Source organism: Streptomyces sp. NPDC024687, assembly GCF_055559055.1.
The window spans coordinates 92,193-118,455 of the sequence record NZ_JBVHLJ010000005.1; the positions used below are offsets into that span (position 1 = coordinate 92,193).

Sequence of the window (26,263 nt, forward strand, 5' to 3'; positions counted from 1 at the left end):
CCCCTCAGGTTGTAGAGGTGGGGCCTGCTGCACCTCCTGAAGGTGGACGAGGGGGGCACGTCTACTGCGGGATGACCCCTGGGGGCTACCCGTCCCCGGTGAGCACCAGCCCGGACGTGGGTACGCCCGTCCCCGCCGTCACCAGCGTGCGCCGCGCCCCGGGTATCTGGTTCACGGCCGTCCCCCGCACCTGGCGTACGGCCTCCGCGATGCCGTTCATGCCGTGGAGGTAGGCCTCGCCCAGCTGGCCGCCGTGGGTGTTGAGGGGGAGCGCGGCCCGGCGTACGAAGTCCGCGGCCTCGCCCCGGGCGCAGAAGCCGAACTCCTCCAGCTGCATCAGGACGAACGGGGTGAAATGGTCGTACAGGATCGCCACGTCGATGTCCTCGGGGGTGAGGCCGGAGGTGCGCCACAGCTGGCGGGCGACGACGTTCATCTCGGGCAGGCCGGTGAGGTCGTCGCGGTAGTAGCTGGTCATCTGCTCCTGGGCGCGGCCCGCGCCCTGGGCGGCGGCCGTGACGACGGCGGGCCGGTGGGGGAGGTCACGCGCGCGTGCGAGGGAGGTGACGACGACCGCCTGGCCGCCGTCGGTCTCCTGGCAGCAGTCCAGGAGTCTGAGCGGCTCGACGATCCAGCGGGAGGCCGCGTGGTCGGCGAGGGTGATGGGGCGGCCGTGGAACCAGGCGGCCGGATTGGTGGCCGCGTAGGCGCGGCCGGTCACCGCCACCTGTCCGAAGGCCTCCGGACCGAGGCCGTGGGTGTGCAGATAGCGCTGGGCCGCCATCGCCACCCAGGAGGCCGGGGTGAGCAGGCCGAAGGGCAGGGACCAGCCGAGGGCGGCCCCCTCGGCGGAGGGTTCGCGGTGCTGGACGCCGGAGCCGAAGCGGCGGCCGGAGCGTTCGTTGAAGGCGCGGTAGCAGACGACCACCTCGGCCACGCCCGCCGCGATCGCGAGCGCCGCCTGCTGGACGGTCGCACAGGCCGCGCCGCCGCCGTAGTGGACGCGGGAGAAGAACGACAGCTCGCCGATCCCGCAGGCCTGGGCGACGGTGATCTCCGGGCTGGTGTCCATGGTGAAGGTGACCATGCCGTCCACGTCGGCCGCCGTGAGTCCCGCGTCGTCGAGCGCCGCGCGGACCGCCTCGGCGGCCAGGCGCAGTTCGCTGCGGCCGGAGTCCTTGGAGAACTCGGTGGCCCCGATGCCGACGATCGCGGCCCGGCCGCCGAGCGCGTCACGCGCGCGTGCGCTCATTCGGCGTCCCCGATCGAGCAGGTGACCGTCCCGGTCACGTGGTTGCCGAGGCCGTTGGTCCCCACGATCCGAACGGTGGCGGTGGCGCCTTCGAGAGCTTCTATGGTTCCGGTCAACACCAGGGTGTCGCCGGGGTAGTTGGGTGCACCCAGCCTGATGGCCACCTTCTTCAGCACGGTCCGGGGTCCGAAGTGGTCGGTGATGTAGCGCCCGACCAGGCCGTTCGTCATGAGGATGTTCATGAAGATGTCCGGCGAGCCCTTCTGCCGGGCCAGTTCCGGGTCGTGGTGCACGTCCTGGTAGTCCCGGGAGGCGATCGCGCCCGCGACGATCAGCGTGCGGGTGACCGGGATCTCAAGGGGTGGCAGCTCGTCGCCCGCCCTCATACGGCGGCCTCCTCGTCGGCGGGGCGGAAGACGGGCAGGGTGAGATCACCGTCGTACGTTCGGAAGGCGAGCCGCACCGGCATCCCGATCCGCACCTTGTCGTACGGCGTCCCGACCACGTTGCTGATCATCCGCACGCCCTCCGCGAGTTCGACGAGGACGACGGCGTAGGGAGGGTCGAACGCCGGGAAGGGCGGGTGGTGCATGACGACGTACGAGTAGACGGTCCCCTCTCCGCTCGCCTCGACGGTGTCCCAGTCGGCGCCGCCGCAGTGGGCGCAGCCCGGCAGCCACGGGAAGCGGAGGGTGGCGCAGGCGGTGCAGCGCTGGATGAGGAGCCTGCGCTGTTCGACGCCCTCCCAGAAGCCGGCGTTGTCGCGGTTGACGACGGGGCGGGGCCGCGGAGGGGTCTTCTTCGCCTGCACGGGCGCGTACTTGAGGATGCGGAAGCGGTGGGTGCCGACGAGGGTCCCGCCCACGCGGACATCGGTGCGGGTCGTGACGAAGTGGCCGGTGCCGAGCTTGGTGGCCTTGCGGTCGGAGACCGACTCGATGACCGTGTCGAACGTGATCTCGTCGCCCGGGCGCAGCGGCTGGAGGTACTCCTGCTCACAGTCGGTGGCGACGACCGAGGTGCAGCCCGACGCGTCGAGGAGCGCGAGGAGTTCGTCGTACGACGACGATCTGCCCGTGTGGCCGGCCAGACCGCCCATCGTCCAGGCCTGGAGCATGGTGGGCGGGGCGACGGCGTCGGGGCCGGCGTAGGCGGGGTGGGCGTCGCCCAGGGCTTCGCACCAGTGGCGGATCATGGGCAGGTTGACGGGATCCTTGCCGGTGGCGGAGACGGCGGCGGGGTGTCCTTCGTAGGACTTGAGGCGGGCCGGCAAGTCGTCTGCCTGGGGGTGGGGCTGGGGCTGCTGGGGGCGGGGCTGTGGGCGGGGCTGGGGCCGGGGCGCCCGGTGGTCCGGATCTTCGCCCATGACGGCAACCTCCTTGTCCGCAAGATTTCCTGACTGTCCGTCAGATGCGGTGCGGTGTCAAGGCGTGTCAAGGCTGTCGCTGCTCACGCGAACACGCCTGCGCGGCGGCGCCTGAAGCACCGCCGCGCGGACGTGTCCCACCCCATGAAGCCCACCCCTTGAAGCACCCCCCTCGAAGCGCCCCCCTTGCAGCGCCCCCCGTCGAGGCCGGTCAGCCCTCGCGGATCACCACCACAGCGGGGTGAAGTTGACGGACGTGTTGTTGTTCCCCTGGTTGACGGCCGTGAACGCGGAGCGGTTGACCTGTGCCGTGTTGCTCTGGTTCGACGCCCCGGAGCCGACGGCGTTCTGCTGTGTGGTGGACGCGTTGCCGTTGTTGTCGTGTCCGACACCGCTGCCCACGATGCTCGCGACACCCGCGTTCGATCCGTCGTCCGCGAAGCCGCCGTTGCCCGCCGCCGCGACGCCGGTGAAGAGTGCGGCGGCGAGCGGGAGGGCGGAGACGGCGGCGATGACGCGGGCGGTACGGATGCTTGCCATGGTGTTTCCTCCAGAACCCGGCCCTGTGGCCGGCAGTACGTCAAGTAAGCCTGTTCTCCAGGGCAGTTGGCCGACCACCCCGGTGCTGTGCACGACGTCGCGAGTCCAGAGTTGCCCACCGAATCCCCGGCGAACCAGAGCGGAAGCGGTTATTCCCCCTGAAGCGTGAGGAAAAGTCGATAAACCCTTTTCGCGACTTCAGGCACCAATGTCGGGCGATACGGATCATTAATCTCCAAGCGGGACAACAGGGGAAGCGTTCCGGCACTTTTCCGGCCAATCCCCGAACCTCGGCGCGTCGCACCCGCCACCCCTTCCCTTTTTCGAACACGCGTACGAACATAGGGGTATGGCCACCACAGACCGGCAGGCCACGACGCTGGCCCTAGCCCACGCCCTGTCCGCCGCCGAACGCGGGCTGGCCGTCATCCCCCTGTCCTGCACCAAGCTCCCGGCCCTGCGCTCCCCCCACCGCGACGAGAACTCTTTGGCGACCTCGTGCCATGGCGAGTGCGGCACGTTCGGCCACGGGGTCCACGACGCCTCGACCGACCCGGTCCGCATCCGAGAACTCTTCGCGGCCGCCCCCTGGGCCACGGGCTACGGCATCGCCTGCGGCCTGCCGCCCCACCATCTGATCGGCGTCGACCTGGACACCAAGTCGGGCACGGACTCCTCGGCCGCCCTGCGCGAACTGGCCCTGCGCCACCTCTTCACGATCCCCGACACGGTCGTCGTCCTGACCCCGAGCGGCGGCCGCCACCTCTGGCTCACCGGCCCGCCCGACGCCGCCGTCCCCAACTCGGCCGGCCGCCTGGCCCCCGGCATCGACATCAGGGGCGCCGGCGGCTACCTCGTCGGCCCCGGCTCCCGCACCGACCACGGCACCTACACGACCGCCCCGGGCACCGCCCACCTCGCCCCCGCGGCCTGCCCGCCGGCCCTGCTCCGGCTGCTCCTGCCGCCACCACGCCCCACCCACCCCGCGACCCATCCCTCGGCCGGCGACCAGGGCCAGGGCCTGGTCCAGTTCGTCCTCGCCGCCCACGAGGGCCAGCGCAACACCCGCCTGTTCTGGGCCGCCTGCCGCGCCTACGAGAACGGCATCGGCCCGGCACTGGTCGCACCCCTGGTGGACGCGGCCCTCAACACGGGGCTCACGGAACGCGAGGCAAGGGCGACGATCGCGTCGGCGGCGCGGATGACGGGGCGCCGACCCTAGAACAGCGCCACCAGAACGACCAGTACCACCAGCACCATGGGAGCGCCGCAGAGTGCCGATCATGACCCTGTCCCGGCTCGTCCTGACCTCCGGCCGCAGGGTCGACCTCGGGGAGCTGCGCCTGACGTCGACGTACGGCGGGATGCTGGACGGCTACCCGTGCAGACCGGTCAACGAGCTGAGGATCAAAGGCCTCCTGCGCTCGGCCGAACACGACTACCCGACCGCCCCCGTACACCTGGTCCCGCCCCCGCACGAGTACCCGGACCACTACCCGGGCGCCTTCGGCCCCGTCGAGATGCTGCCGGCGGTGGCCTGCGTCGGCGTCTTCCGCTCCACGGCCCTGACCCCGTCCCGCGACCCCGTCCTCTACGGCAGCCACCTCACCGTCATCTGGTTCCAGCCCCACGCCCGCGTACCGTCGGACTGCGACGCGCAGGCGGGACTGCGGGAGGTCGCCTGGGAGGAACTGGCACGGGACTACGAGCTGTAGCCCGCGAACAACAAAGGGTGCCCCTCACCGAGGGGCACCCTTTGTGACCAGCACTGACGCTGACCTGCTGCGGTGGGTGTGGGATTTGAACCCACGGTGACTCGCGCCACGACGGTTTTCAAGACCGTTCCCTTAGGCCGCTCGGGCAACCCACCCCGCGCCGTCGGTGATCGTGGCGCGGGGACCAGAGTAACGGGTCCAGGGCGGGCAGGTGGGGTCAGCTGTCGCCGGTGCGGGAGCCCAGGGTGAGATCGACCGTGTGGGTCTGGCCGTCGCGCTCGTAGGTGATCTTGACCTTGTCGCCGGGCTGGTGGGTCCAGATCTCGCCGATCAGGGTGGGGCCGGAGTCGATGACGTGGTCGTCCAGCTTGGTGATGACGTCGCCGGGCTTGAGGCCGGCCTTCGCGGCGGGGCCGCCCGCCTCGACCGGGGCGGAGCCGCCGGCACCCTCGGTGGTGATCTTCGCGCCGCCCGAGGAGTCCTCCAGGGAGACGGACGCGCCGATCTTGGCGTAGACCGGCTTGCCGGTCTGGATCAGCTGCTGGGCGACGTACTTGGCCTGGTTGATCGGGATGGCGAAGCCGAGGCCGATCGAGCCGGACTGGCTGGTGCCGCCGAGGCCGCCGCCGCTGGTGGACTGGATCGCGGAGTTGATGCCGATCACGCTGCCGTGCGCGTCCAGGAGCGGGCCGCCCGAGTTGCCCGGGTTGATCGACGCGTCCGTCTGCAGCGCGCTCATGTAGGAGGCGTTGCTGCCGCTGCCGTCGCTGGAGGCCACCGGGCGGTTCTTCGCGCTGATGATGCCCGTCGTGACGGTGTTCGACAGACCGAAGGGGGCGCCGATCGCGATCGTGGAGTCGCCGACCGCCACCTGGTCGGAGTTGCCCAGGGTGAGCGGCTTGAGGTCGCTCGGCGCGTTCTTGAGCTTGATGACCGCCACGTCGTAGCCCTGCGCGTGGCCGACCACCTCGGCGTTGTACTTCTCGCCGTTCGGGAAGGTGGCGGTCAGCTTGCCGCCGTCGACCGCGTCGGCGACCACGTGGTTGTTGGTGACGATGTGGCCCTGCTTGTCGAAGACGAACCCGGTTCCGGTGCCGCCCTCGCCGCTGGTGGACTCCGCCTCGATGGTGACCGTGCTGGGCAGGGCCCTTTGCACCACGCCCGCGACGGTGCCGGCGTCACGCTTGACGCTGCCGCCGCTGTCGGAGGCGGAGAGGGTCGTGGAGGAGCCGTCGTCGTTGTTCTTGGCCAGGGTGTAGCCGAGACCGCCGCCGAGGCCGCCCGCGACCAGCGCGGCCACCAGGATCGCGGCGACGAGACCACCGCGGCCGCTCTTCGGCTTCGGTGCGGGCTGCTGGTAGCCCTCGCCCCAGACACCCGTCGGACCGGCGCCGCCCGCACCGCCGTCGGCGTACGACGGGGTGCCCGGAGCCTGCGGCGGCTGCGGGGGCGGCCAGGCGCCCTCGGGACCGCCCGCGCCACCGTGCGGATGCCCCTCCGCCGAGGCGTACGCCGGAGCCGCTCCCGCGTGCACGAGTTCCGGGTCCTGGCCACCGACGGAGGTGTGCTGCGGGGCCTGGGGGGTGGAGGCGCCCGCGTCGGAGGCCTGGTGTGCCGAAGCCGCGGGAGCGTCCACCGGCACGGGGGGTGCGGACGGGGCGGGTGGTACCGCGGTGCCCTCGTTCTCGGTGCTCACAGCTTCTCTCCTCGGTCCACGGCTGTCGATTGTCGGTCGCACTCGGTCACGCCCGGCCAGGCCGCATTCGTGTCCGGCGTGCGTCAGCTGTGCATGTCCTTTTGTATGCCGTCAGCTTTTCCCACAGGCCGTCAGGGCACCATAAGCGGTGCCTGTGGGTCTGCGGCTGCTCTTTATATAGGCCATGCAAGACAAATGAGGCGCAATCCATATGCCTCCGTTCGCACGCGTACCCCCGAGCGGTGGCACCATGACGCGGTGACCCACGCACGGCAGCAGCTGACTCAAGTCGTCGCCCATCGCGGAGCCTCGGAAGACGCTCCCGAGCACACTCTCGCCGCCTACCGGAAGGCGATCGAGGACGGGGCGGACGCCCTCGAATGCGATGTACGCCTCACGGCCGACGGTCATCTCGTGTGCGTCCACGACCGACGGGTCAACCGTACGTCCAACGGCCGCGGCGCGGTCTCCGCCCTGGAGCTCGCCGACCTCGCCGCCCTCGACTTCGGCTCGCGCAGGACCCGGGAGTTCTGGCGCACCCGGGACGAGGAGCCGGACTGGGTGTACCGGCCCGAGGACCGCGAGGACACCTCCGTGCTCACCCTGGAGCGGCTGCTCGAACTCGTCGCCGACGCGGGACGGCGGGTGGAGATGGCCATCGAGACCAAGCACCCGACGCGCTGGGCGGGCCAGGTCGAGGAGCGGCTGCTCGAGCTGTTGAAGCGGTTCGGCCTGGACGCCCCCGCCTCGGCCGCCGAGTCGCCGATCAGGGTCATGAGTTTCTCGGCCCGGTCGCTGCATCGCGTGCGTGCCGCCTCGCCGAACCTGCCGACGGTCTATCTGCTCCAGTTCGTCTCACCGCGGCTGCGGGACGGCCGGCTGCCGGCGGGGGTACGGATCGCGGGGCCCTCGATCCGGATCGTGCGCAATCACCCCGGGTACATCGAGCGCCTGAAGCGGGCGGGCCACCAGGTGCACGTGTGGACCGTGAACGAGCCCGAGGACGTGGACCTCTGCGTCGGGCTGGGCGTCGACGCCATCATCACCAACCGCCCGCGCGCGGTGCTCGACCAGTTGGGCCGTTGACGTCCCCTCCGTCACAGGGTGTGCCCCGGCGCGTTCGGTGCGTGTTCGACCGTGACGAATGCGTCGGCGGAAGGTGACTGGCCGGTTTCCGGTACAGGCCAATGGGGCATCCACACCGTGGCGTGGGGCGAAGGAGGTCTCGGGGGTGGCGTTTGTGGTGGCACAGGAGGTGCCGACGTCGTCGAGCATGGCCGTACCCCATGGCCCTGCGGGCGTGGGGGAAGCGAGACACCGTATGCGCGTGCAGCTGCGCAGGGGTGGCGTGGCGGATTCGGTCATCGACGACGCCGTACTGATTCTTTCCGAACTCTTGAGCAACGCGTGCAAGCACGGCCGGCCACTGGGCGACGCCCTGGCCGGGGACGGTGACGTCCGCGCCGCCTGGCGGGTGGACGGCACCGGCAGGCTCACGGTCGAGGTGACGGACGGCGGTGGGCCCACCCGCCCGGCTCCGGCCACGCCCTCGGTCACCGCGCACGGCGGCCGCGGGCTCAACATCATCACCGCGCTGGCCGACGACTGGGGCGTCAGGGACGACGCCCGGGGCGAGGTCACGGTCTGGGTGATCGTCCGCTCGGACGTTCACGATCGGGACACCGGGTGCCGCCGCGCCGACTTCGCGACCCGCGTCGTGGCCCCGTCGGTCGCGATACCCGACCTGGACTTCTCGGACGCGTTCGACGATCTCGACTGACTCGCCCCGGACGGAGCGTCCACGAGGGATACCCGGTGGTTGTCCACAGGCTCCCGTCGGCCACGTCGCGAGCGGCTAGGCTCGCGCCCGTACGAGACGAGCCGTAACCGGGAGACAGCCACGATGGCCAAGAAGCGACCCCAGACGAAGGCCAAGCGCCCGCAGAGCACGGACGGCGCCCGCGCCGTCGGCGCTGATGGTCGGATTCCGGTCGTCGGCGCCCGCGAACCCTGCCCGTGCGGAAGCGGCCGCCGCTACAAGGCCTGCCACGGCCGGGCCGCCGCGCAGGCCGCGACCGAGCTGGTGCACCGCCCGTTCGAGGGCCTCGCCGGCGAGGGCGACTGGGTGGCCCTGCGCGAGCTGGTCCCCGCCGCCACGGTCGAACTGACCCTCAGGGGCGGCCTGCCCGAGGGCGTCCCGTCGGTCACGCTGGCCACCGTCCTGCCGATGGCCTGGCCCGCCCTGCGCCGCGACGACGGCTCGGTCCTGCTCGGTCTGCAGAACGACACGGCGTCCGGCGACATCAGCCGCGATCTCGCCGACACCCTCCAGCGCGCGCTCACGGCGGCTCCCGGCACCCCGGTCGAGGGCCGGCGCGCTCCCGCCGACGGTCCGCGACTGCAGGACCTGCTCGATCCCGAAGGCGTGTTCGAGCCAGTTGTGCACGAGGGCTTCGAGTTCTGGGTCCCGGACGCGGAGAACGCCACGCCCGAGGTGACCGCCTCCCTGGAGCGGGCCAACGCCGCGGCCATCCCGACCGTCCGGCTGACCGGAGTCGACGCCGCCTACTGGTGCGAGACCCCGGACAAGAACCACCTGCGTTGGGTGATGCCGCATCCCGAGGAGCAACTTCTGGACGCGCTCGCGCGACTGCACGCGGCCGGGAGGTCGAGCCTCGGCGAGGGCACCCGGCTCGTCGGTTCCTTCCGTGCCCACGGCCTCACCGTCCCGGTCTGGGACCTGCCGAGCGGGGTCACCGCGGAGGACATCGAGAAGCCGGCCGCCGAGTTCGCCGAGCGCCTCGCAGGCGCTCTGGCCACGGACGCACCGCTGACGGCCGACGAGCGCCGCGCCCGCGGCGGCCTCACCAACCGCCAGGTCACGCTGAGTTGACGGAACCGGTGCGGCTGACCGGCCGGTCAGTCGCACCGAACCCTCACGGAACTACCGACTCCGTTCACAACTTCCCTCAGGAGAAGGTGAATCGGTGTCCGAATCAGCCAGGGAGCGCCGCGGTCGAATTTGCGAACGGGCGATCTCTTGTTACGGTTCCAGTAGCCCGGTTGCTGGTGCATCCCCCGTCGCCAGCAACCGGGTCTTTCTGTGTCCGGGCCGCTTTACGGAACGTCGTCGGTCGTCAACTTCCCGTGTTTTCCCCGGAGTTGCTCCCGGCCCGCAGCAGCAGGGGTCCGCTGCCCCGCCGGGCGAACTCCGCGACCGCCGTGTAGTCGGCCGGCGCTCCCCGGGTGTGCTCCCGTGGCGTCTCACAGCTGTCCGGCTCGTCCCCGGCGCCGATCGCGCAGTGCAACTGCACAGTGCGTCCGCCGGGCCCCATGAAGCTGAGCGCGGCGTCCAGCGCGGCGCCGGTCGCGTTGCGGTAGTAGGTCCGCGCCCAGGTCTCCTCGCCCTGCGTGAGCACACAGGTCTGCGCCTCGATGCCGTCGGCGGAGGTCAGTTCGGGCCCGCAGCGCGCGGCGGTGGCCAGTCCCACGCCGAGCAGCAGCGGGGAGCGGCCGGGGGCGGCGAGGGGCGCCTTGTGGTCATCGGCCGCGGAAGGCCGTACCCCGGAGGGCTCGGCGGAAGGCCGTACGGCGGGATGTGCCGCGGAGGAGCGCACGAGATCGCGTACGACCGTGCGGCCGCCGTCGCCCACCTGTCCCGCGGAGGCCACGGCCAGGGGCAGCACGACGGCGCACACCACGACTCCCGACAGGGCAAGCAGACGAACCCAACGGGGGTCTGGGGGTCGTCCCCCGGAATGACGCAGCATGGAGCGGACGATAACGACCGATCACGGGCACCCGGTTCCGCCCGCGCCCGACACCCCTACAACTCGGGTGCGCTCACACCCGTACGAGTGAGGGCCTCGACCACGGCGTCCACCACGGCCTCGACATCGGGGACCCAGGGAGAGGCCGAGCCGGGAAGCGGAGCCCGCTCCCAGGTGATGTCGCCGTGCCCGGTCTCGGACGGGGGCAGGGCGAGGTAACCGCCCTCGCCGTGGAAGCGGAGGGAGCCCGGGACGTGGTCCTGGGCGTACAGCAGTTCGCCCAGCTGCTCCATGGAGTACGGCTTGACCAAAATCGCCCAGCGGGTCGGCGCCGCGACCACCGGACCGAGGCGCATGCCCTGGGCGTCGAGGGCGGCCAGGGCGCGGGCGGCCGGGAGGGCCGGCAGGCTGACCGCGCAGGGGGCACTGCCACCGGTGGCCAGGATGATCGGCGCGGCCGGGCGGTTGGTCCACCACCAGCGCACCATGCGCTCGTCCGTGGTGGCCGCGAGCAGGCCCGGGTCGAAGGGATGGGCACCCGGGACCGTGCACTCCGGGTCGGGACATCCGCAGCGGGCCCGGCCCTCCGGGTCCGGTGCCACACCCGGGAGTACGGGCCACTGCCATTCCTTGGCGAAGGTCAGGGCCGCGCTGAACAATTCAGGCCTTCCGTCGCTGCGCTGGGACAGGAGCCTGCGTCGCCTTCCGAGGATCTCGCGCATGAGCGCTCGTTCCTTTCCGTTGCACCGCTGGCAACACCGAGGACCACATCACACCATGTGTCGATCACTTCACTGTGCGTACCTGTTGGCGCATCACACCCTTGTCCGAGACAAGGGGAACCCCATACTGCGTATCAAAAGCATGGGCGTGGCGGGGGGTGGCGAAGTCTGGCGTTTGCCGTCCCGCGTATTTCTCTCCGCCTCCGCCACGGGAGGATGGGGCACGATCGTCGGTGGCTAAGACGCCCGGGTCGGTCACCAGGTTCCGGGTGACGGTCCACCACCCCTGGCCCTTACCGAGTACGTACCCATCACGACCGCTGTGACGCTCTGTGGAGCAAGGCCAGTCGACCTCAATACACCGTAACCCGAAGCAGTTTTAAGCCAACTTTGCCCATCGACCCACTCTCCACCAGTTGCTCACGGACACCAGTAATCCCAGCAGGACAATGCTGGACATCTCCTTACGAGTGCGTGTACATGTGGAGACACTGCTAGCGGCGCAGAATGACATGGGGGTTTGCGATGCTTTTGAGCAATACGCACCGGTCGGAAAGCCGGACACCATGAACGCCCCTCACCCTTCGAAAGTGGCTGGAATCGATTCAACGGTTCCCGCACCGGCACACACTGTCGCGCCCGCGCCTGCTGCCCCGGGTACCCCTGAGGCCCCCGTAACGAACGCACCCGGTGCCCTGCTCCAGGACCGGCTCGCCGGCTGGGTCTCCGATCTGACGACCCTGCACGAACTCACCGAACGCCTGGTCCGCACGGACGCCCTGTCCGAAGCCCTGCAGGAACTGCTGCGCGCCGGCGCCGCCCTGGTGGGAGCCCGGCGCGGGCTCGTCGTCCTCGAACCGGACGACCGTCTGGGCCCCGACACCACCATCGGCCTCGGACTCGCCCGCGCCGACCTGGGACACATCGAGACCGTGCCGCGCAGCGCGATGTCGTACGGCCGCATCCTCGACGGACTGCCCGGCGGCGACGGCGAGATCGCCCAGCCCGACCTGCTCGCCGAGGACGGCCTCGACCCGCGCCACCGCGAGGTGGCCGCCCGCCTCGGCTACGCGGCCTGCTACGCGCTCCCCCTGTCCACCGACGACGCCGGCCGCCTCGGTGCCGCCGTGTGGCTCTACGACGAACCCGCCGAACCCTCCGAGCGCCGCCGCCACCTCGTCGGCCTGTACGTCCGCTACGCCACCGAGCACCTGGCCCGGCTCCTGGAAGTCGAGCGCACGCGCGCGTCCATGGCGACGATGGCCGAGGAGCTGCTGCCGTCCCGGCTCCCCCGCGTCGCCGGCGTCCGGCTCGCCGCCCGGCACCGCACCGGCCCGCGCGGCGGCGGCGACTGGTACGACGCGCTGCCGCTGCCGGACGCGGCACTGGGCCTCGCGGTCGGTTCGGTGACCGGCAGCGGCCCGAGCGCGATCGCCGCGATGGGACGCCTGAGAGCCTCCCTGAGGGCGTACGCCGTGATGGAGGGCGAGGACCCGGTCGCGGTCCTGTCCGACCTGGAGCTGCTGCTGCGGCTGACCGAGCCCGCCCGCAGTGCCACCGCCCTGTTCGCCTACTGCGAGCCCGCGCTGCGCAAGATCACGCTGGCCGGTGCCGGGCACTGTCCGCCGTTGCTGATCGGCGAGCGGCGCACCGAGTTCGTGGAGACCTCCGTGTCCGCGCCGCTGGGCATGCTCACCTGCTGGGAGGCGCCGAGCGTCGAGCTGTGCGCCGAACCGGGAGAGACGGTTCTGCTGTACACCGACGGGCTGCTGCACCGCACCGGCGACCCCACCGACCGCGCCTTCGCCCGCCTGCACGCGGCGGCGGCCGGGGTGCCGAGGGCGCTGCGCGCCGACCCCGACGCCGTCGCCGACCATGTGCTGCGGGCCGTGCTGCCGGACGGGCTGGACCGGGCGGACTCCGAGGAGGACGTCGTCCTGCTCGCGGCTCACTTCGAGTAGCAGGTGGTAACAGGTCTTCCGGCCCTGGGCCCCCTTCCGTACGACCGTACGATGGACGGGGTCCAGTGCCGTTTCAAGGAGGATGACCGTGGCCGACGAACTCACCCCGGAGAGCAACCCGGAAGAGTCGGAAGAGCCGATCAAGAAGCGTAAGAACGGCCTGTACCCGGGGGTCTCCGACGAGCTGGCCGAGAGCATGAAGTCCGGCTGGGCCGACACGGAACTGCACGACCTGGAGCCGATCCCGCAGGCCGCCGAGACCGCGGCCCGCCGTGCGGCGCTGTCCGCGCGCTTCCCGGGCGACCGGCTGGTGATCCCCGCGGGCAATCTGAAGACCCGCTCCAACGACACCGAGTACCCCTTCCGGGCCTCCGTCGAGTACGCCTACCTCACGGGCAACCAGACCGAGGACGGCGTGCTCGTCCTGGAGCCGGCCCCCTCCGGTGGTCACACCGCCACGCTCTACCTCCTGCCGCGCTCCGACCGCGAGAACGGTGAGTTCTGGCTCTCCGGCCAGGGCGAGCTGTGGGTCGGGCGGCGGCACTCGCTCACCGAGTCGGAGAAGCTGTACGGCCTCCCCGTCTCCGACGTGCGCGAGCTGTCGGACGCGCTGCGCGAGGCCACCGGCCCGGTGCGGGTCGTCCGCGGCTACGACGCCGGCATCGAGGCCGCGCTGACCGACAAGGTCACCGCCGAGCGGGACGAGGAGCTGCGGGTCTTCCTGTCCGAGGCGCGGCTGGTCAAGGACGCGTTCGAGATCGGGGAGCTCCAGAAGGCCGTCGACTCGACGGTGCGGGGCTTCGAGGACGTGGTGAAGGTCCTCGACAAGGCCGAGGCCACCTCCGAGCGGTACATCGAGGGCACGTTCTTCCTCCGCGCGCGCGTCGAGGGCAACGACGTCGGCTACGGCACGATCGCCGCGGCCGGGCCGCACGCCTGCACCCTGCACTGGGTGCGCAACGACGGACCCGTGCGCTCCGGTGATCTCCTGCTCCTCGACGCGGGCGTCGAGACGCACACCTACTACACGGCCGACGTGACGCGGACGCTGCCGGTCAACGGCCGTTTCAGCGCTGTGCAGAAGAAGATCTACGACGCGGTGTACGACGCCCAGGAGGCCGGGATCGAGGCCGTGAAGCCCGGTGCGAAGTACCGGGACTTCCACGACGCGGCCCAGCGGGTGCTCACCGAGCGTCTCGTGGAGTGGGGGCTGGTCGAGGGGCCGGTGGAGCGGGTGCTGGAGCTGGGGCTCCAGCGGCGCTGGACGCTGCACGGCACCGGGCACATGCTGGGCATGGACGTCCACGACTGCGCCGCCGCGCGCGTGGAGTCGTATGTGGACGGGGTCCTCGAGGCGGGGATGGTGCTGACCGTCGAGCCCGGGCTGTACTTCCAGGCCGACGACCTGACCGTGCCCGAGGAGTACCGGGGCATCGGGGTGCGGATCGAGGACGACATCCTGGTGACGGACGGTGGGAACCGGAACCTCTCGGACGGCCTTCCCCGGCGGTCCGACGAGGTCGAGGCCTGGATGACTTCCCTGAAGGGATGACCGAGCAGGTCGCGGAAGAAGTGACCGGGTAGGTCGCGGTGGACCTGCATCTCGACATCAGTTCTCCTGACGGGCGTCGTGCCGGGCTCGAGCGGGCCCTGCGCGACGCCGTCCGGGACGGGCGGCTCGCTCCGGGCGCCCGGCTGCCCGCCACCCGGCGGCTCGCCGAGGAACTGGGGGTGTCCCGGGGGACCGTGAAGGCGGCCTACGACCAGCTGATCGCCGAGGGCTATCTGACCGCCCGGCAAGGGTCGGGGACGGTCGTCGCTCTACTGCCCGCCGCTGAAGCCGGGCCCCCTCGAAGCGGTGCACACACGCGTGCGCCGCTTTTCGATCTGCGGCCCGGAAGTCCGGACGTCGGCGCCTTCCCCGCCGCCGCCTGGCTCAGGGCCGTACGGCGGGCCGTCGCCACCGCGCCCGTCTCCGCGTACGACTACGGCGATCCCCTGGGCCGTATCGAGCTGCGGGTCGCCCTGGCGGAGTATCTCGGGCGGGCCCGTGGGGTCGTCGCCCCTCCCGAACGGATCGTCGTCACCTCCGGGGCCGTGCAGGGGCTCGCGCTGCTCACGCGGGTTCTGGAGGGCGGGACCGTCGCCATGGAGGACCCCGGGCTGCCCTTCCACCGGGAGGTCGTACGGCGGGCCGGTGGACGGGTGGTGCCGGTGCCGGTCGACGAGCGGGGCGTCGAGGTCGACGCGCTGGGCGACCCCGCGGCCGTCGTCGTCACTCCCGCCCACCAGTACCCGACCGGCGTGACACTGCACCCCTCGCGGCGGCGGGCGCTGACCGACTGGGCACGCGCGCGTGGGGCGCTGATCGTCGAGGACGACTACGACGGGGAGTTCCGCTACGACCGGCAGCCCGTCGGGGCGCTCCAGGGGATGGCGCCGGGGCAGGTCGCCTACCTGGGGACGGCGTCCAAGACACTCGGACCCGCGCTCCGGCTCGGGTGGATGGTGCTGCCGCCGCACCTCGTCGGGCCCGTCGCCGACGCCAAGCTGCACAGCGACCACAGCACCGAGGCCATCGGGCAGCTGGCCCTCGCCGAGCTGATCCGCACCCACGCCTACGACGGTCACGTGCGCGCGTGCCGGCTCCGTTACCGGCGGCGCAGGGACCGGCTCGTGGAGCGGCTGGGGGCGCGGTGGCGGGTCCAGGGGATCGCGGCCGGGCTGCACGCGCTGGTCGAGGTGGGGGACGAGGCGGCGGTGCTGGAGCGGGCCGCGGCCGAGGGGCTCGCGGTGGGGTCCCTCCGGGAGCACTGGCATACGGCGGGACCGGGTCGCGAGGGGCTTGTCGTGGGGTACGGGACGCCTCGGGAGGGGGCGTATCCGGAGGCACTGGAGGCGCTGGTCCGGGCGCTGGAATTGGGCCACTGAAAGGTCCCTTTATTGGGTCTGCCGAGCAGCCCACCGCGCTTCTAGTGTCGATGTCATGACGAACTCACTCGTCCCGCCCGCGGGGCCCCAACGTGTCCTGGCGCTCGCCCAGTTGAGCAACTCGGTCGGCGACGGCGCCTATTACGTGACGTCGGCGCTGTACTTCACGCACGTCGTCGGGCTCGACCCCGCGCGCGTGGGCCTCGGGCTGACCGTCGGGTGGGCGGTGGGATCGGTGGTGGGAGTGCCGCTCGGGCGGCTCGCGGACCGGCGCGGGGCGCGCGGTACGGCGGTGCTGCTGGCCCTGGCCACGGGGCTGGCGGTGGCGTCCTTCCTGGTGGTGCGGGACTTCGTGCCGTTCGTCCTGGCGGCGTGCGCCTACGCCTCCGCGCAGTCGGGGCTCGCCGCGGCCCGGCAGGCGCTGCTCGCGGGGCTGGTGTCCGCCGGGGAGCGGACCGGACTGCTGGCCCACCTCCAGGCGACGCTCAACGCCGGTCTTGCCGTCGGGGCGGGGCTTGGCGGGCTGGCGCTGCACGCCGGGACCCGGGCTGCGTACCTCGGGGTGTTCGCGGTGGACGCGGTGAGCTTTCTGGTGTGTGCGGGGCTGTTGCTGCGGCTGCCGTCGGTGGCGCCCCGCGGGTCCGTGGAGAAGCGTCAGGGCTCCGGTGTTTTGCGCGACCGGCCATATGCCGTGATCACCCTGCTGAACACCGTCCTGCTGCTGCGGATGCCTCTGCTGAGCCTGGGGATCCCGCTGTGGATCGCCGAGCGGACCGCGGCTCCCACCTGGCTGGTCTCCGCGCTGTTCGTGCTCAACACCGGCGCGGTGATGGTGTTCCAGGTGCGGATGGCCCGCGGGGTGACCGGGCTCGCGTCGGCCACGCGCGCGGTGCGGCGGTCGGGATGGGTCATGCTGGCGGCCTGCGCGGTGTTCGCGCTGTCGGCGGGGGCCTCGCCGTGGGTGGCGGTGGGGGCGCTGGTCGTCGGGGCGGTGCTGCAGGTGGTGGCCGAGATGGGGCAGTCGGCGGGGTCCTGGCAGCTCTCCTTCGACCTGGCTCCGGCCGAGCGGGTCGGCGAGTACCAGGGGTTCTTCGGAACCGGGGTGACGGTGGCCCGGACGCTCGGCCCGCTGGTACTGACCACCCTGCTCGTGGAGTGGGGCACGCCGGGCTGGCTGCTGCTCGGCGGAGCGACGCTGGCGGCGTCGTACGCGATGGGCCCGGCGACCAGGAGGGCCGCGGGACGGGGAGCGGAGACTGGGGTGGGGGACGCGGTGGGGCGGGGGGTGCTTGTGCGGTGACGGGGGCTGGGGGCGTGCTCGGGCGCTGACCGGCGTCCAGTCGCGCGCGCTCGCGCACCGGCCGGGCGCCCCGTCCCCGGGGACTGAACGCCCGGCGGCGTCAGGCGGGCCGTGGGGCCGTCGGTACCGGGAGGGCGTCCACGAACAGTGCCCCCGCGAGCAGCCCCGCGCTGCCGCGAGGGCTCCACGCGCGTGTGTGGAGGTCGGCGTCGAGGGCGAGCAGGGCCTCGCGGCCCGCCTCCGTCGTCGTACCGCCCGCCTCCAGGACCCCGCGCGCACCCGCCTGGACGTGGCGGAGACCGAAGGGGCCCGCTGTGTAGAGGAGTTCGGTGTCCTGGAGGGTGGACATGACAGTGAGCAGGGCGTCCAGGCGGGCCTCGGCCTCGTCGGCACCCGCCTTGCGGGACCTGGTCAGCGCGTCCAATGCCCGCCGGACGTGCGGGAACCCGGCCCGCGCCTCACCCCGGGCGCCAGCCGCGCCGTACTTAGCGGACACCGAGGAGCCCCGGGAGGGCCGGCGCGGGGCCCGCTTGTCGCTGTGCGCGGCGATCTTCTTGGCGGCCGTGGCCACGTCCTCGGACCGCGCCCCCGGGTCGAGGGCGGCCGCGGCGACCAGCAGACCGAGGGTCCACAGGGCACCGCGGTGGCCACCGCCGGCCAGGCCCACCGAGTGCTCGGTGCACCGGCCGATCGCGCCCAGTTCGGCACGCAGCTGAGGGCTGGGCTCGCCCGTGCGGCGGGCGGCGGCTGCCATCGCCGCGAAACCGGGCGCGAGTGCCTTGGCCGACCAGCGCAGGGAACAGTGGTCCCTGCTCGTGGCGCGGGCCCCGAGGTCACGCGGGTCGGGGAGGCCCGGCTTGGGTGCCAGGGCCAGCTGACCGGTCAGCGCGTCCACGGCGGCCAGGGCCAGCGCCTCGTCCTCGCGGCTGCTCATGGCCGTACCTTACGAGGACGCGGAGGCCGAGGGACTGGCACTTTCGGACGGAGTGCCGCTCGGGGGCTCGCCCGTCGGGGCTCCACTCGGGGGCGTACCGCCGCCCTCCCCGCCGCCACCGCTGCCCGCGCCCGTGTTCTCCGCGTCCGGGTCGACGGCGAGGCTCAGGAAGCCCTTGTACCCCTTGGACGGGTCGGCCTTGTGCACGGCCTTGAGAGTGAGCAGACCGCCGGCCGCGCCGCCACCGTCGTAGACCATGTCGTTGTCGAGGGTCGTGTAGCTGCCGGAGTGCTTGGAGTAGGGCTCCAGCGTGAAGATCTCCTCGGCGATCGTGTCGTCGAAGAACAGCTGGCCGGTGTAGTTGACCTTGCCGCCCTCGTAGGTGCCGTCCTCCTGCACGCCGCCGGTGTGCACCTTCAGGTGGATGTGGCAGGTGCGCGGGGTGTACCAGCCCGGGAAGATCGTCTCGAACTTCACGACCCCGTTGGCGTTCGCGATCTGGTAGCCGCGCAGGTAGGTGCTGTCGTTCGCGGTCGAGCCGTCCTCGCTCTCCGCGGGCGCGGAGCCGCCGGGGTTGGCGGTGGTGTAGCCGGAGTAGTAGCCCCAGGCGTCGCAGTGCCAGATCTCCACGGCCGCGCCCTGGACCGGCGTGCAGCCGTCGGTGGCGTCCACGACGGTCAGCCGCAGCGTCAGCCGGACACCGCTCTTGCCCTCGGTGATGTCCTTCCTGACCAGGGCGCCGTCGAGGTAGTACGGCCCCTCGGTGACGCTCGACATGAGCGTCATGCACGCACCGGTGGCCGTCGACTCCGTGCTGACTGTGGCGTCCGTGGTGTCCGTGGTGTCGGCGAAGGCCGCCTGGTACCCGGCGACGGCGAGCCCGCCCGCCGCGACCGTCCCGCCGGCCACCGCGAGGGCGCGGCGCCGGGTGATGCTGGAGTTCCTGTGGCTTCCCGTCATGACCAGGAACGTAGGAATCCTGTCCGTCAGGAAGGTGAGAGGAGGCTGTGCGCGACCTGAGGATGCTGAAAAAGCCGAAGCCCGCCGTTCACACCGCCATCAGCTCACGCCGCCATCAGTTCACACCGCCATCAGCGGTGCGTCCTTCCGCCACTTGAGGATCTTGTCGAAGCTCACCACGGCGCCACGGCCCGGCTTGTTCCCGATCTGGACGTGGTCGGCGAGTTCGTGGATGAGACACAGGCCGCGGCCGTTCTCCGCCTCCATGGGGGTGGGGCGGGCCGGCCGCACGGGCGAGAAGCCCGGGCCGGAGTCGGTGACCTCGATGCGGCACTTCTCGCCGTCGAGGTAGGCGGTGACCCGGTAGGCCGCCGTGGAGTCCTGCAGCCCGCTCTCCCCGCCGTGCTCCACGGCGTTGGCACAGGCCTCGCTGAGGGCGAGGGAGAGATCGTAGGAGACGTCCGGGTCGACGCCCGCGGTCTCCATGGTGCCGAGCAGCAGACGCCGGGCGAGCGGAACGCTCGCAGCCTCGCGCCGCAAATGGAGTGACCACCAGATGCTCATGCTCCAGCCTCCTGGCTGCGGCTCGACATACCGTTACGTATTGCCACGCAAGACCGGGTGTAAGCACATCCTCGCCGTGATGCCGCCCATACGGACGATGCGCCCGGCGCAACGAACGGTGTATGTGGGGCAGTACGCGCCAGAAGTGACCTTCCGGTCGTACACCCCGTACGTCATCTTGTGGACCTGCCGTATGGCGCTCATAAGCCCAGTGCGATGATGAGCCCGCCATGACTGCCCCCCACGCGCGCTCCGGAGTCGATCTCCGGGTTCTGCGGGCCGCGGTGTTCGCCGCGGTCTGCGTCGTGCTGGCCGCGGCCGGTCACTCGATCGCCTCCTGCGCCACGGTTCCGCTGTGGACGCTCGGCGCGGGGTTCGTCGGGGCCGTTCTCGTCGTGGCACCTCTCGCCGGGCGCGAGCGTTCGCTGGCGGGGATCGCGACGCTGCTCGCGGTCGGACAGAGCGTGCTGCATGTGCTGTTCGGGCTCGGGCAGCACGGTACGGCCACGATGACGATGTCGTCGATGCCGCCGGCGTCCGACACCGCTCTGGTCCAGCAGGCCGCGCGGCTGCTGTGCGGGACCACCGCCGCGGCGATCAGTCCGGCGCAGGCGCAGCGGATCCTGACCGACGCACAGCTCTATCCCGGCCCCGGGACGACGGGTGGCACGCACCACGCGAGCGAGGCCATGGCCGGCTCCTCCGTACTGCCCTCCGTACTGCCCTCCCTGCCGATGCTCCTCGGCCACGTCCTCGCCGCCGTCGCCGCCGGATGGCTGCTGCGGCGCGGGGACCTCGCGCTGCTGCGGCTCGTGGAACTGTCCGCGTACTCGGCGCATTCAGTCGCGGACGGGGCGCTCGTTCGATCCCTGCGCGGGGCGCTCGCGCTGGTGCGTGCCCTGCACGCGGGCCTGCCGGGGGCTCCCGAGGCCGGGCCGCGCGCCCCGCTGGGGACGTCGCTCGCACCACCCCGACCGCGTACCGCGGCACTCCAGCACACGGTGATCAGGCGCGGGCCTCCGGCCGCCGCCGGGCTCGTTCTCGCCGCCTGACACGACGCGACCACCACTCCACTTCCTGAGGAACGTTCCAGAGGGACCTTCCTGAGGGTCGTGAGAAAGAGGCCGCCGTCGTGCGGCACGCGCGTGTGCGCACGCGTATCTCTCCTCACACCTCACAGTGACCCTTTCGAAGCGGAGTGCTCTTCATGAAGGCTTCTCGTCTCGCCGCCACCGGCGCCGTCGCCGCCACCGCCGTCGTCGTCCTGTCCTCACCCGCGTTCGCCCACGTCAGCGTGGCCGCCGAGGGCACCGCCGCCAAGGGCGGTTACGCGGTCGTGGACTTCAAGGTCCCCAACGAGCGCGACAACGCCTCGACCACCAAGCTCGAGGTCAACTTCCCGACCGACCACCCGCTGGCCTCGGTCATGCCGGAGCCGATGCCGGGCTGGAAGATCGAGGTCACCAAGTCCAAGCTCGCCAAGCCCCTCGAGCTGCACGGCGAGCAGATCACCGAGGCCGTCTCCAAGGTCACCTGGACCGCCGCCGGCAAGGACAGCGGCATCCGGCCCGGCTACTTCGAGAAGTTCCCGGTCTCCATCGGCGCCCTGCCCGAGGACGCCGACGAACTGGTCTTCAAGGCGATCCAGACGTACTCCAACAAGGAGGTCGTGCGCTGGATCGAGGTCCAGGAGGACGGCGCGGAGGAGCCCGAGACGCCGGCTCCCGTCCTCGCCCTGTCCGCGGCCTCCGAGGACGGACACCACGGTTCGACGGCCGCCGAGGACGCGGACGCCAAGACCGAGAACGCCGCCGCGACCACCGAGGCCTCGGCGGGCGACAGCAGTGACACCACTGCCCGCGTCCTCGGCGTGGTCGGCATCGTCGTCGGCGCCCTGGGCGTGGCCTACGGCGTGCTCGCCGGCCGCCGGCGCAGCGACGCCTGACCTTCTCGCGAGACGCCTGCCTGACCTGTTCCGCGGGACGCGCGTCCGGCGTGTTCCGCGGGACCCGCGCCGGGGTCGTAGGGCCCCGGCGCGCACCGGAATTCTTACATCTGGGACATTTTGATATGCGCAAGAAGATGTTCGCCGCGGCCGCGCTGGTCGCCGCCGCCACCCTGACCCTCTCCGCCTGCGGCAGCGGTGACGACAGCGGCTCACCCGTCTCCGTGGTCTCCGAGGAGGCCGGCTCCGACAAGGCGGCCACCGTCCTCGACCAGCCGTTCGAGAAGCCGGACCTGGTCCTCACCGACACCAAGGGCGAGAAGTACGACCTCCGCAAGGAGACCAAGGGCAAGCCGACGCTGATCTACTTCGGCTACACCCACTGCCCCGACATCTGCCCGCTGACGATGAACAACATCGCCGTCGCGAAGAAGCAGCTGCCCAAGTCCGAGCAGGACAAGCTGTCCGTCGTGTTCGTCACCACCGACCCGGCCCGCGACACCCCGGCCGAGCTCGGCAAGTGGCTCAAGGGCATCGACACCCGGTTCGTGGGCCTGACCGGCGACTTCGCCACCATCCAGGCGAGCGCCCGTACCCTCGGCATCTCCATCGAGCCGACCCACAAGGACAAGAAGACCGGCAAGGCCGTCTCGGTGCACGGCACCCAGGTCGTCGCCTTCTCCCCGAAGACCGACGAGGGATACGTCCTCTACGGCGAGGACACCACCGTCGACGACTACACCAAGGACCTGCCCAAGATCATCAAGGGGCAGAACCCGTGAACCGTTCGTCCACCGGGCTCGCCATACTGACGGGGGCGGCCCTGCTGCTGGCCGGCTGCTCGGACTCCGGGGGCTCCTCGCCGGACCTCACCGTCTCCGACGCCTACATCCCGCAGCCCGTCTCCGCCGACATGGCCGCCGGCTTCCTGACCATCTCCAACTCCGGCTCGTCGAACGACGAGCTGACCTCGGTCACCAGTGCCGACGGCGAGATCACCATGCACGAGACCACCGGCGGCGCGATGGAGGAGGTCTCCCGCCTCCCCGTACCGGCCCACGGTCAACTCGTGTTCAAAAGCGGCGCCAACCATCTGATGTTCGACAAGCTGAAGCAGACTCCGAAGCAGGGTCAGACGGTCACCGTCGAACTGCACTTCGCCCAGTCCGACCCCGTCGTCGTGAAGATGCCGGTGAAGTCGGCGACCTACGTCCCGAAGACCGGACACTGAGGGAGGGACCACCTTGACGCAGCCCATCACCCCCCGCGTCCGGACCCTGGTACTGCTGCTCCTGGCCGCGTGCGGCCTGCTGCTGGCCACGGCCGGGCCTGCCTCCGCGCACGCCGCGCTCACCGGCAGCGACCCCCAGCAGGGGGTGGTGGTCGACAAGGCACCCGACCAGGTCTCGCTGACCTTCTCCGAGAAGGTCGCCCTGTCCAACGACTCGCTGCGGGTCCTCGACCCCAAGGGCAAGGCCGTCCAGCAGGGCAAGCCGTTCGAGGCCGGCGGCACGACGTACGGCGTGAAACTGCACAGCGGGCTGCCCGACGGCACCTACACCGTCACCTACCAGGTCGTCTCCGCCGATAGCCATCCCGTCGCCGGTGCCTACACCTTCTCCATCGGCGCCCCCTCGACCACCTCCGTCTCCGTCTCCGGGGACACGGCGGGCGGCGGAGTCGTCGGCTGGCTGTACGGCTTCGGGCGGTACATGTCGTACGCCGGTTTCATCGTCCTGGTGGGCGGCGCCGCCTTCGTGCTCGGCTGCTGGCAGCGCGGCGCCGGACTGCGGCCCATGCAGCGGCTCGTCGTCGGCGGCTGGCTCACGCTCACCTCGGCCACCCTGCTGCTGCTCCTGCTGCGCGGCTCCTACACGGGCTCCGGGAAGGTCGGGGACATCTTCGACCTGGACCTGCTCGGGAACGTGCTCCAGACCAAGGCGGGCGCGGCCCTCGTCTCCCGGCTGCTGCTGCTCGCGGCGGCGGCGCTGTTCATCTCCGTGCTCTTCGGTGCCTACGACAAGCGCGAGGACGAGGAGAAGCGGGACCTCACCTTCGGGCTCGCGATCGGCGGGACCGTCGTCGCGGCCGGACTCGCGGCGAGCTGGGCGATGGCCGAGCACGCCTCGGTCGGGCTCCAGGCGGGCATCGCGATGCCCGTCGACGTCGTCCACCTGCTGGCCGTCGCCACCTGGCTCGGCGGGCTGACCGCGCTGCTCGTCGCGCTGTACCGCTCCGACGCGCCGGTCGAGTCGGCCGCCGTACGACGGTTCTCCCAGGTCGCCTTCGGCAGTGTCGTCGCGCTGGTCGCGACCGGCGTCTACCAGTCCTGGCGGCAGCTCGGCTCCTGGTCTGCGTTCACCGGGACCCGGTACGGCCAGCTGCTGCTGGTCAAGATCGGACTGGTGGCGCTGCTGGTCGGCATCGCGTTCATCTCACGGCGGTGGACGTCACAGCTGGCCGACACCGCCGTGCGGCAGGGCAAGCGGGCACCTCAGAAGGAGCGGGTGGCTGCGAACGCGTCCGGCTCGGGTTCCGGCTCCGGCTCCGGTTCCGGCAAGTCCAAGGGTGCGGGTTCCAAGGGCGCCGGCTCCAAGCGGGCCGCGCAGCTCGCCCGGCAGCAGGCCGCGATGGACACCGCGCGGCAGAAGCGCACACGGGACGCCGATCCGAACCGGTTCGGGCTGCGCCGCTCGGTGCTCGCCGAGGCGGGGGTCGCGGTGGTCCTGCTGGCGGTCACGACCGTGCTGACACAGACCGAGCCCGGCCGTACCGAGGAGGACGCCAAGGCGGCCAAGGCGGCCTCTTCGTCTTCCTCTTCCTCGTCGGCCGGATCCGGGGCCGTGACCCTGGACATGTCCTTCGACACCGGCGGCACGGACGGCAAGGGCGTCGTGACGGTCGACTTCGACCCCGCGCGCGTGGGCGGCAACGAGATGCACGTCTACGTCCAGCGGACCAACGGCCGCGCCTTCGACATCCCCGAGGTGAAGATCGCCCTCACTCTGGAGGCCAAGAAGATCGGGCCGCTGGCCATCACCCCCGACCGCATCGCCACGGGCCACTGGTCGGCGAGCAACGTGCAGATCCCCATGGCCGGCGACTGGAAGGTCGCCGTGACCGTACGGACCTCCGACATCGACCAGACGACCGTCTCCAAGAACGCGCAGATCGGCTGAACCGCACCATGGCTGAACAATCCCTCCCCGTCGTCGACGAAGGCGCCTCCGCGCAAGAGAGCCCCTCTTCGCGGGAGGGCATCTCCCGCCGCGCCCTGCTCGGCACCGCCGGCGCCACCGGGCTCGTCCTCGGCACGGCCGCCGGGGCCGTGGGGTACGCCGCCGCGCCCGCCGGGGCGACTCCGCTGACCTCCGTGGGCAGCACCGAGGTGATGTTTCACGTGAAACATCAGCCCGGCATCACCGACGGCCTCCAGGCCCGCGGCCACCTCGTCGCCTTCGACCTGGCGGCGGGCGCGGGCCGCAAGGAGGCCGCCGCGCTGCTGCGCCGCTGGTCGGAGACGGCGAAGCGGCTGATGGCAGGCGAGGCCGCAGGGCCCCACGACACTGATGTCGCCCGGGACGCCGGGCCCTCCTCGCTGACGCTGACCTTCGGCTTCGGGCACAGCTTCTTCGCCCGCACCGGGCTGGAGAAGCAGCGTCCCGTCGCCCTCGACCCGCTGCCCGACTTCTCCTCCGACCAGCTCGACAAGGCCCGCAGCAACGGCGATCTGTGGGTGCAGATCGGCGCCAATGACGCCCTGGTCGCCTTCCACGCCCTGCGCGCCATCCAGAAGGACGCCGGCAGCGCGGCGAAGGTCCGCTGGCAGATGAACGGCTTCAACCGCACACCGGGGGCCACGGCCCACCCCATGACGGCCCGCAATCTCATGGGCCAGCTGGACGGCACACGCAATCCGAAGCCGAGCGAGCCCGACTTCGACCAACGCATCTTCGTCCCGGAATCCGGCACGCCGGCGTGGATGGCGAACGGCTCCTATGCGGTCGTACGACGGATCCGGATGCTGTTGGACGACTGGGAGAAGCTGTCCCTCACGGCTCAGGAGGCCGTCATCGGGCGCCGGAAGGCGAACGGCGCGGCCCTGTCCGGCGGCACCGAGACGACCGCGATGGACCTGGAGAAGACCGACGCGAAGGGGGATCTGATGGTGCCGATCAACGCACACGCCCGGATCACCCGGCCCGACCAGAACGGAGGCGCGGCCATCCTGCGCCGCCCGTTCTCGTACCACGACGGCATCGACGCGGACGGGACACCGGACGCCGGGCTGCTGTTCGTCTGCTGGCAGGCCGACCCGTTGCGCGGCTTCGTCCCGCTCCAGCGCAAGCTCGACCGCGGCGACGCGCTCTCCCAGTACATCCGGCACGAGGCAAGCGGTCTGTTCGCGGTGCCGGGCGGGGCGGTGGAGGGGGAGTACGTGGGACAACGGCTGCTGGAGGGATGACGGCGCGGGGGACGGCCGTACGAGGCGGGGGGCGGCCCGTACGAGGCGGGGGCGGCCGTACGAGGCGGACGGCGGCGTTCGCGCGAACGGCCGCGCAGGGCCTGCGGTCACGCGGTTTCACTCAGCGGAGGGGCACTCGTGA

Annotated in this window: 25 protein-coding genes and 1 tRNA gene; 15 read left to right on the forward strand and 11 right to left on the reverse strand. The window is 71.6% G+C overall.

Going from position 1 to position 26,263, the window contains the following annotated elements; translation table 11 throughout:
* Positions 1 to 85: 85 nt before the first annotated feature.
* The 4 genes from ACZ39I_RS20545 to ACZ39I_RS20560 all read right to left on the reverse strand — a co-directional run bounded on the left by ACZ39I_RS20545 (position 86) and on the right by ACZ39I_RS20560 (position 3,158).
* On the reverse strand, positions 86 to 1,252 hold the full coding sequence (locus ACZ39I_RS20545; protein WP_467245781.1) for a lipid-transfer protein: 1,167 nt from the start codon (positions 1,250 to 1,252) through the stop codon (positions 86 to 88).
* Positions 1,249 to 1,638: a MaoC family dehydratase gene (locus ACZ39I_RS20550; RefSeq protein WP_467245783.1), complete on the reverse strand. Its 390-nt coding sequence runs from the start codon at positions 1,636 to 1,638 to the stop codon at positions 1,249 to 1,251. Before ACZ39I_RS20550 ends, ACZ39I_RS20545 begins: the two co-directional genes overlap by 4 nt.
* Positions 1,635 to 2,618, reverse strand: coding sequence for a bifunctional MaoC family dehydratase N-terminal/OB-fold nucleic acid binding domain-containing protein (locus ACZ39I_RS20555; protein WP_467245784.1), 984 nt, complete (start codon positions 2,616 to 2,618; stop codon positions 1,635 to 1,637). Before ACZ39I_RS20555 ends, ACZ39I_RS20550 begins: the two co-directional genes overlap by 4 nt.
* A gap of 225 nt (positions 2,619 to 2,843) precedes the next feature.
* Positions 2,844 to 3,158 carry a hypothetical protein gene (locus ACZ39I_RS20560; RefSeq protein ID WP_467245785.1) on the reverse strand — a complete coding sequence of 105 codons (315 nt, stop codon included), beginning with the start codon at positions 3,156 to 3,158 and terminating at the stop codon, positions 2,844 to 2,846.
* 349 nt (positions 3,159 to 3,507) lie between these two features.
* Between ACZ39I_RS20560 and ACZ39I_RS20565 the strand changes: the two genes are divergently transcribed.
* On the forward strand, positions 3,508 to 4,380 hold the full coding sequence (locus tag ACZ39I_RS20565) for a bifunctional DNA primase/polymerase (protein ID WP_467245787.1): 873 nt from the start codon (positions 3,508 to 3,510) through the stop codon (positions 4,378 to 4,380).
* A 61-nt stretch (positions 4,381 to 4,441) separates the two neighbouring features.
* Positions 4,442 to 4,873: a hypothetical protein gene (locus ACZ39I_RS20570; protein ID WP_467245789.1), complete on the forward strand. Its 432-nt coding sequence runs from the start codon at positions 4,442 to 4,444 to the stop codon at positions 4,871 to 4,873.
* A gap of 70 nt (positions 4,874 to 4,943) precedes the next feature.
* On the opposite strand, the gene ACZ39I_RS20575 is transcribed toward ACZ39I_RS20570, so the two are convergent.
* Both ACZ39I_RS20575 and ACZ39I_RS20580 read right to left on the reverse strand, forming a co-directional pair.
* Positions 4,944 to 5,028: transfer RNA gene (locus tag ACZ39I_RS20575), tRNA-Ser, on the reverse strand.
* A 62-nt stretch (positions 5,029 to 5,090) separates the two neighbouring features.
* The gene (locus ACZ39I_RS20580; RefSeq protein ID WP_467245791.1) at positions 5,091 to 6,569 is read right to left on the reverse strand and encodes a S1C family serine protease; all 1,479 of its coding nucleotides are present in this window, start codon (positions 6,567 to 6,569) and stop codon (positions 5,091 to 5,093) included.
* 258 nt (positions 6,570 to 6,827) lie between these two features.
* On the opposite strand from ACZ39I_RS20580, the gene ACZ39I_RS20585 reads away from it, so the two are divergent.
* From ACZ39I_RS20585 to ACZ39I_RS20595, 3 genes are all read left to right on the forward strand, one after another.
* A complete protein-coding gene (locus ACZ39I_RS20585) occupies positions 6,828 to 7,655 on the forward strand; it encodes a glycerophosphodiester phosphodiesterase (RefSeq protein WP_467245792.1) in 828 nt (275 codons plus the stop codon).
* A 58-nt stretch (positions 7,656 to 7,713) separates the two neighbouring features.
* Positions 7,714 to 8,349 carry an ATP-binding protein gene (locus ACZ39I_RS20590; protein WP_467245794.1) on the forward strand — a complete coding sequence of 212 codons (636 nt, stop codon included), beginning with the start codon at positions 7,714 to 7,716 and terminating at the stop codon, positions 8,347 to 8,349.
* Positions 8,350 to 8,472: 123 nt separating this feature from the next.
* Positions 8,473 to 9,462 carry a DUF5926 family protein gene (locus ACZ39I_RS20595; RefSeq protein WP_467245795.1) on the forward strand — a complete coding sequence of 330 codons (990 nt, stop codon included), beginning with the start codon at positions 8,473 to 8,475 and terminating at the stop codon, positions 9,460 to 9,462.
* A 244-nt stretch (positions 9,463 to 9,706) separates the two neighbouring features.
* Here the strand turns inward: ACZ39I_RS20595 and ACZ39I_RS20600 are convergent, their stop codons facing one another.
* Positions 9,707 to 10,339 carry a hypothetical protein gene (locus tag ACZ39I_RS20600; RefSeq protein ID WP_467245796.1) on the reverse strand — a complete coding sequence of 211 codons (633 nt, stop codon included), beginning with the start codon at positions 10,337 to 10,339 and terminating at the stop codon, positions 9,707 to 9,709.
* Between the two features lie 56 nt (positions 10,340 to 10,395).
* Positions 10,396 to 11,061 (reverse strand): bifunctional DNA primase/polymerase, encoded by a 666-nt coding sequence (locus ACZ39I_RS20605; RefSeq protein WP_467245797.1) that lies wholly within the window; start codon positions 11,059 to 11,061, stop codon positions 10,396 to 10,398.
* 449 nt (positions 11,062 to 11,510) lie between these two features.
* Here ACZ39I_RS20605 and ACZ39I_RS20610 point away from each other — a divergent pair, with 449 nt between their 5' ends.
* From ACZ39I_RS20610 to ACZ39I_RS20625, 4 genes are all read left to right on the forward strand, one after another.
* Positions 11,511 to 13,022, forward strand: a complete 1,512-nt coding sequence (locus ACZ39I_RS20610; RefSeq protein WP_467245799.1) for a PP2C family protein-serine/threonine phosphatase — start codon at positions 11,511 to 11,513, stop codon at positions 13,020 to 13,022.
* 82 nt (positions 13,023 to 13,104) lie between these two features.
* Complete coding sequence (locus ACZ39I_RS20615; protein WP_467245800.1) at positions 13,105 to 14,574, forward strand: aminopeptidase P family protein; 1,470 nt, start codon at positions 13,105 to 13,107, stop codon at positions 14,572 to 14,574.
* 38 nt (positions 14,575 to 14,612) lie between these two features.
* A complete protein-coding gene (pdxR, locus tag ACZ39I_RS20620; RefSeq protein WP_467245801.1) occupies positions 14,613 to 15,953 on the forward strand; it encodes a MocR-like pyridoxine biosynthesis transcription factor PdxR in 1,341 nt (446 codons plus the stop codon).
* 55 nt (positions 15,954 to 16,008) lie between these two features.
* On the forward strand, positions 16,009 to 17,253 hold the full coding sequence (locus ACZ39I_RS20625; RefSeq protein WP_467245802.1) for an MFS transporter: 1,245 nt from the start codon (positions 16,009 to 16,011) through the stop codon (positions 17,251 to 17,253).
* 100 nt (positions 17,254 to 17,353) lie between these two features.
* On the opposite strand, the gene ACZ39I_RS20630 is transcribed toward ACZ39I_RS20625, so the two are convergent.
* From ACZ39I_RS20630 to ACZ39I_RS20640, 3 genes are all read right to left on the reverse strand, one after another.
* Positions 17,354 to 18,187 carry a triphosphoribosyl-dephospho-CoA synthase gene (locus tag ACZ39I_RS20630; RefSeq protein WP_467245803.1) on the reverse strand — a complete coding sequence of 278 codons (834 nt, stop codon included), beginning with the start codon at positions 18,185 to 18,187 and terminating at the stop codon, positions 17,354 to 17,356.
* A 9-nt stretch (positions 18,188 to 18,196) separates the two neighbouring features.
* Positions 18,197 to 19,147: an intradiol ring-cleavage dioxygenase gene (locus tag ACZ39I_RS20635; protein ID WP_467245805.1), complete on the reverse strand. Its 951-nt coding sequence runs from the start codon at positions 19,145 to 19,147 to the stop codon at positions 18,197 to 18,199.
* A 120-nt stretch (positions 19,148 to 19,267) separates the two neighbouring features.
* Positions 19,268 to 19,711, reverse strand: coding sequence for an ATP-binding protein (locus ACZ39I_RS20640; RefSeq protein WP_467245806.1), 444 nt, complete (start codon positions 19,709 to 19,711; stop codon positions 19,268 to 19,270).
* A 230-nt stretch (positions 19,712 to 19,941) separates the two neighbouring features.
* Here ACZ39I_RS20640 and ACZ39I_RS20645 point away from each other — a divergent pair, with 230 nt between their 5' ends.
* The 6 genes from ACZ39I_RS20645 to efeB all read left to right on the forward strand — a co-directional run bounded on the left by ACZ39I_RS20645 (position 19,942) and on the right by efeB (position 26,121).
* Positions 19,942 to 20,763, forward strand: a complete 822-nt coding sequence (locus ACZ39I_RS20645) for a hypothetical protein (RefSeq protein WP_467245807.1) — start codon at positions 19,942 to 19,944, stop codon at positions 20,761 to 20,763.
* A gap of 155 nt (positions 20,764 to 20,918) precedes the next feature.
* Positions 20,919 to 21,656, forward strand: a complete 738-nt coding sequence (locus ACZ39I_RS20650) for a YcnI family copper-binding membrane protein (protein WP_467245808.1) — start codon at positions 20,919 to 20,921, stop codon at positions 21,654 to 21,656.
* Positions 21,657 to 21,781: 125 nt separating this feature from the next.
* On the forward strand, positions 21,782 to 22,438 hold the full coding sequence (locus tag ACZ39I_RS20655; RefSeq protein WP_467245809.1) for an SCO family protein: 657 nt from the start codon (positions 21,782 to 21,784) through the stop codon (positions 22,436 to 22,438).
* Positions 22,435 to 22,887 (forward strand): copper chaperone PCu(A)C, encoded by a 453-nt coding sequence (locus ACZ39I_RS20660; RefSeq protein ID WP_467245810.1) that lies wholly within the window; start codon positions 22,435 to 22,437, stop codon positions 22,885 to 22,887. The genes ACZ39I_RS20655 and ACZ39I_RS20660 overlap by 4 nt, the downstream gene beginning before the upstream one ends.
* A gap of 13 nt (positions 22,888 to 22,900) precedes the next feature.
* A complete protein-coding gene (locus ACZ39I_RS20665) occupies positions 22,901 to 24,835 on the forward strand; it encodes a copper resistance CopC/CopD family protein (RefSeq protein WP_467245812.1) in 1,935 nt (644 codons plus the stop codon).
* Between the two features lie 8 nt (positions 24,836 to 24,843).
* Positions 24,844 to 26,121: an iron uptake transporter deferrochelatase/peroxidase subunit gene (gene efeB, locus ACZ39I_RS20670; RefSeq protein ID WP_467245813.1), complete on the forward strand. Its 1,278-nt coding sequence runs from the start codon at positions 24,844 to 24,846 to the stop codon at positions 26,119 to 26,121.
* Positions 26,122 to 26,263: the final 142 nt, after the last annotated feature.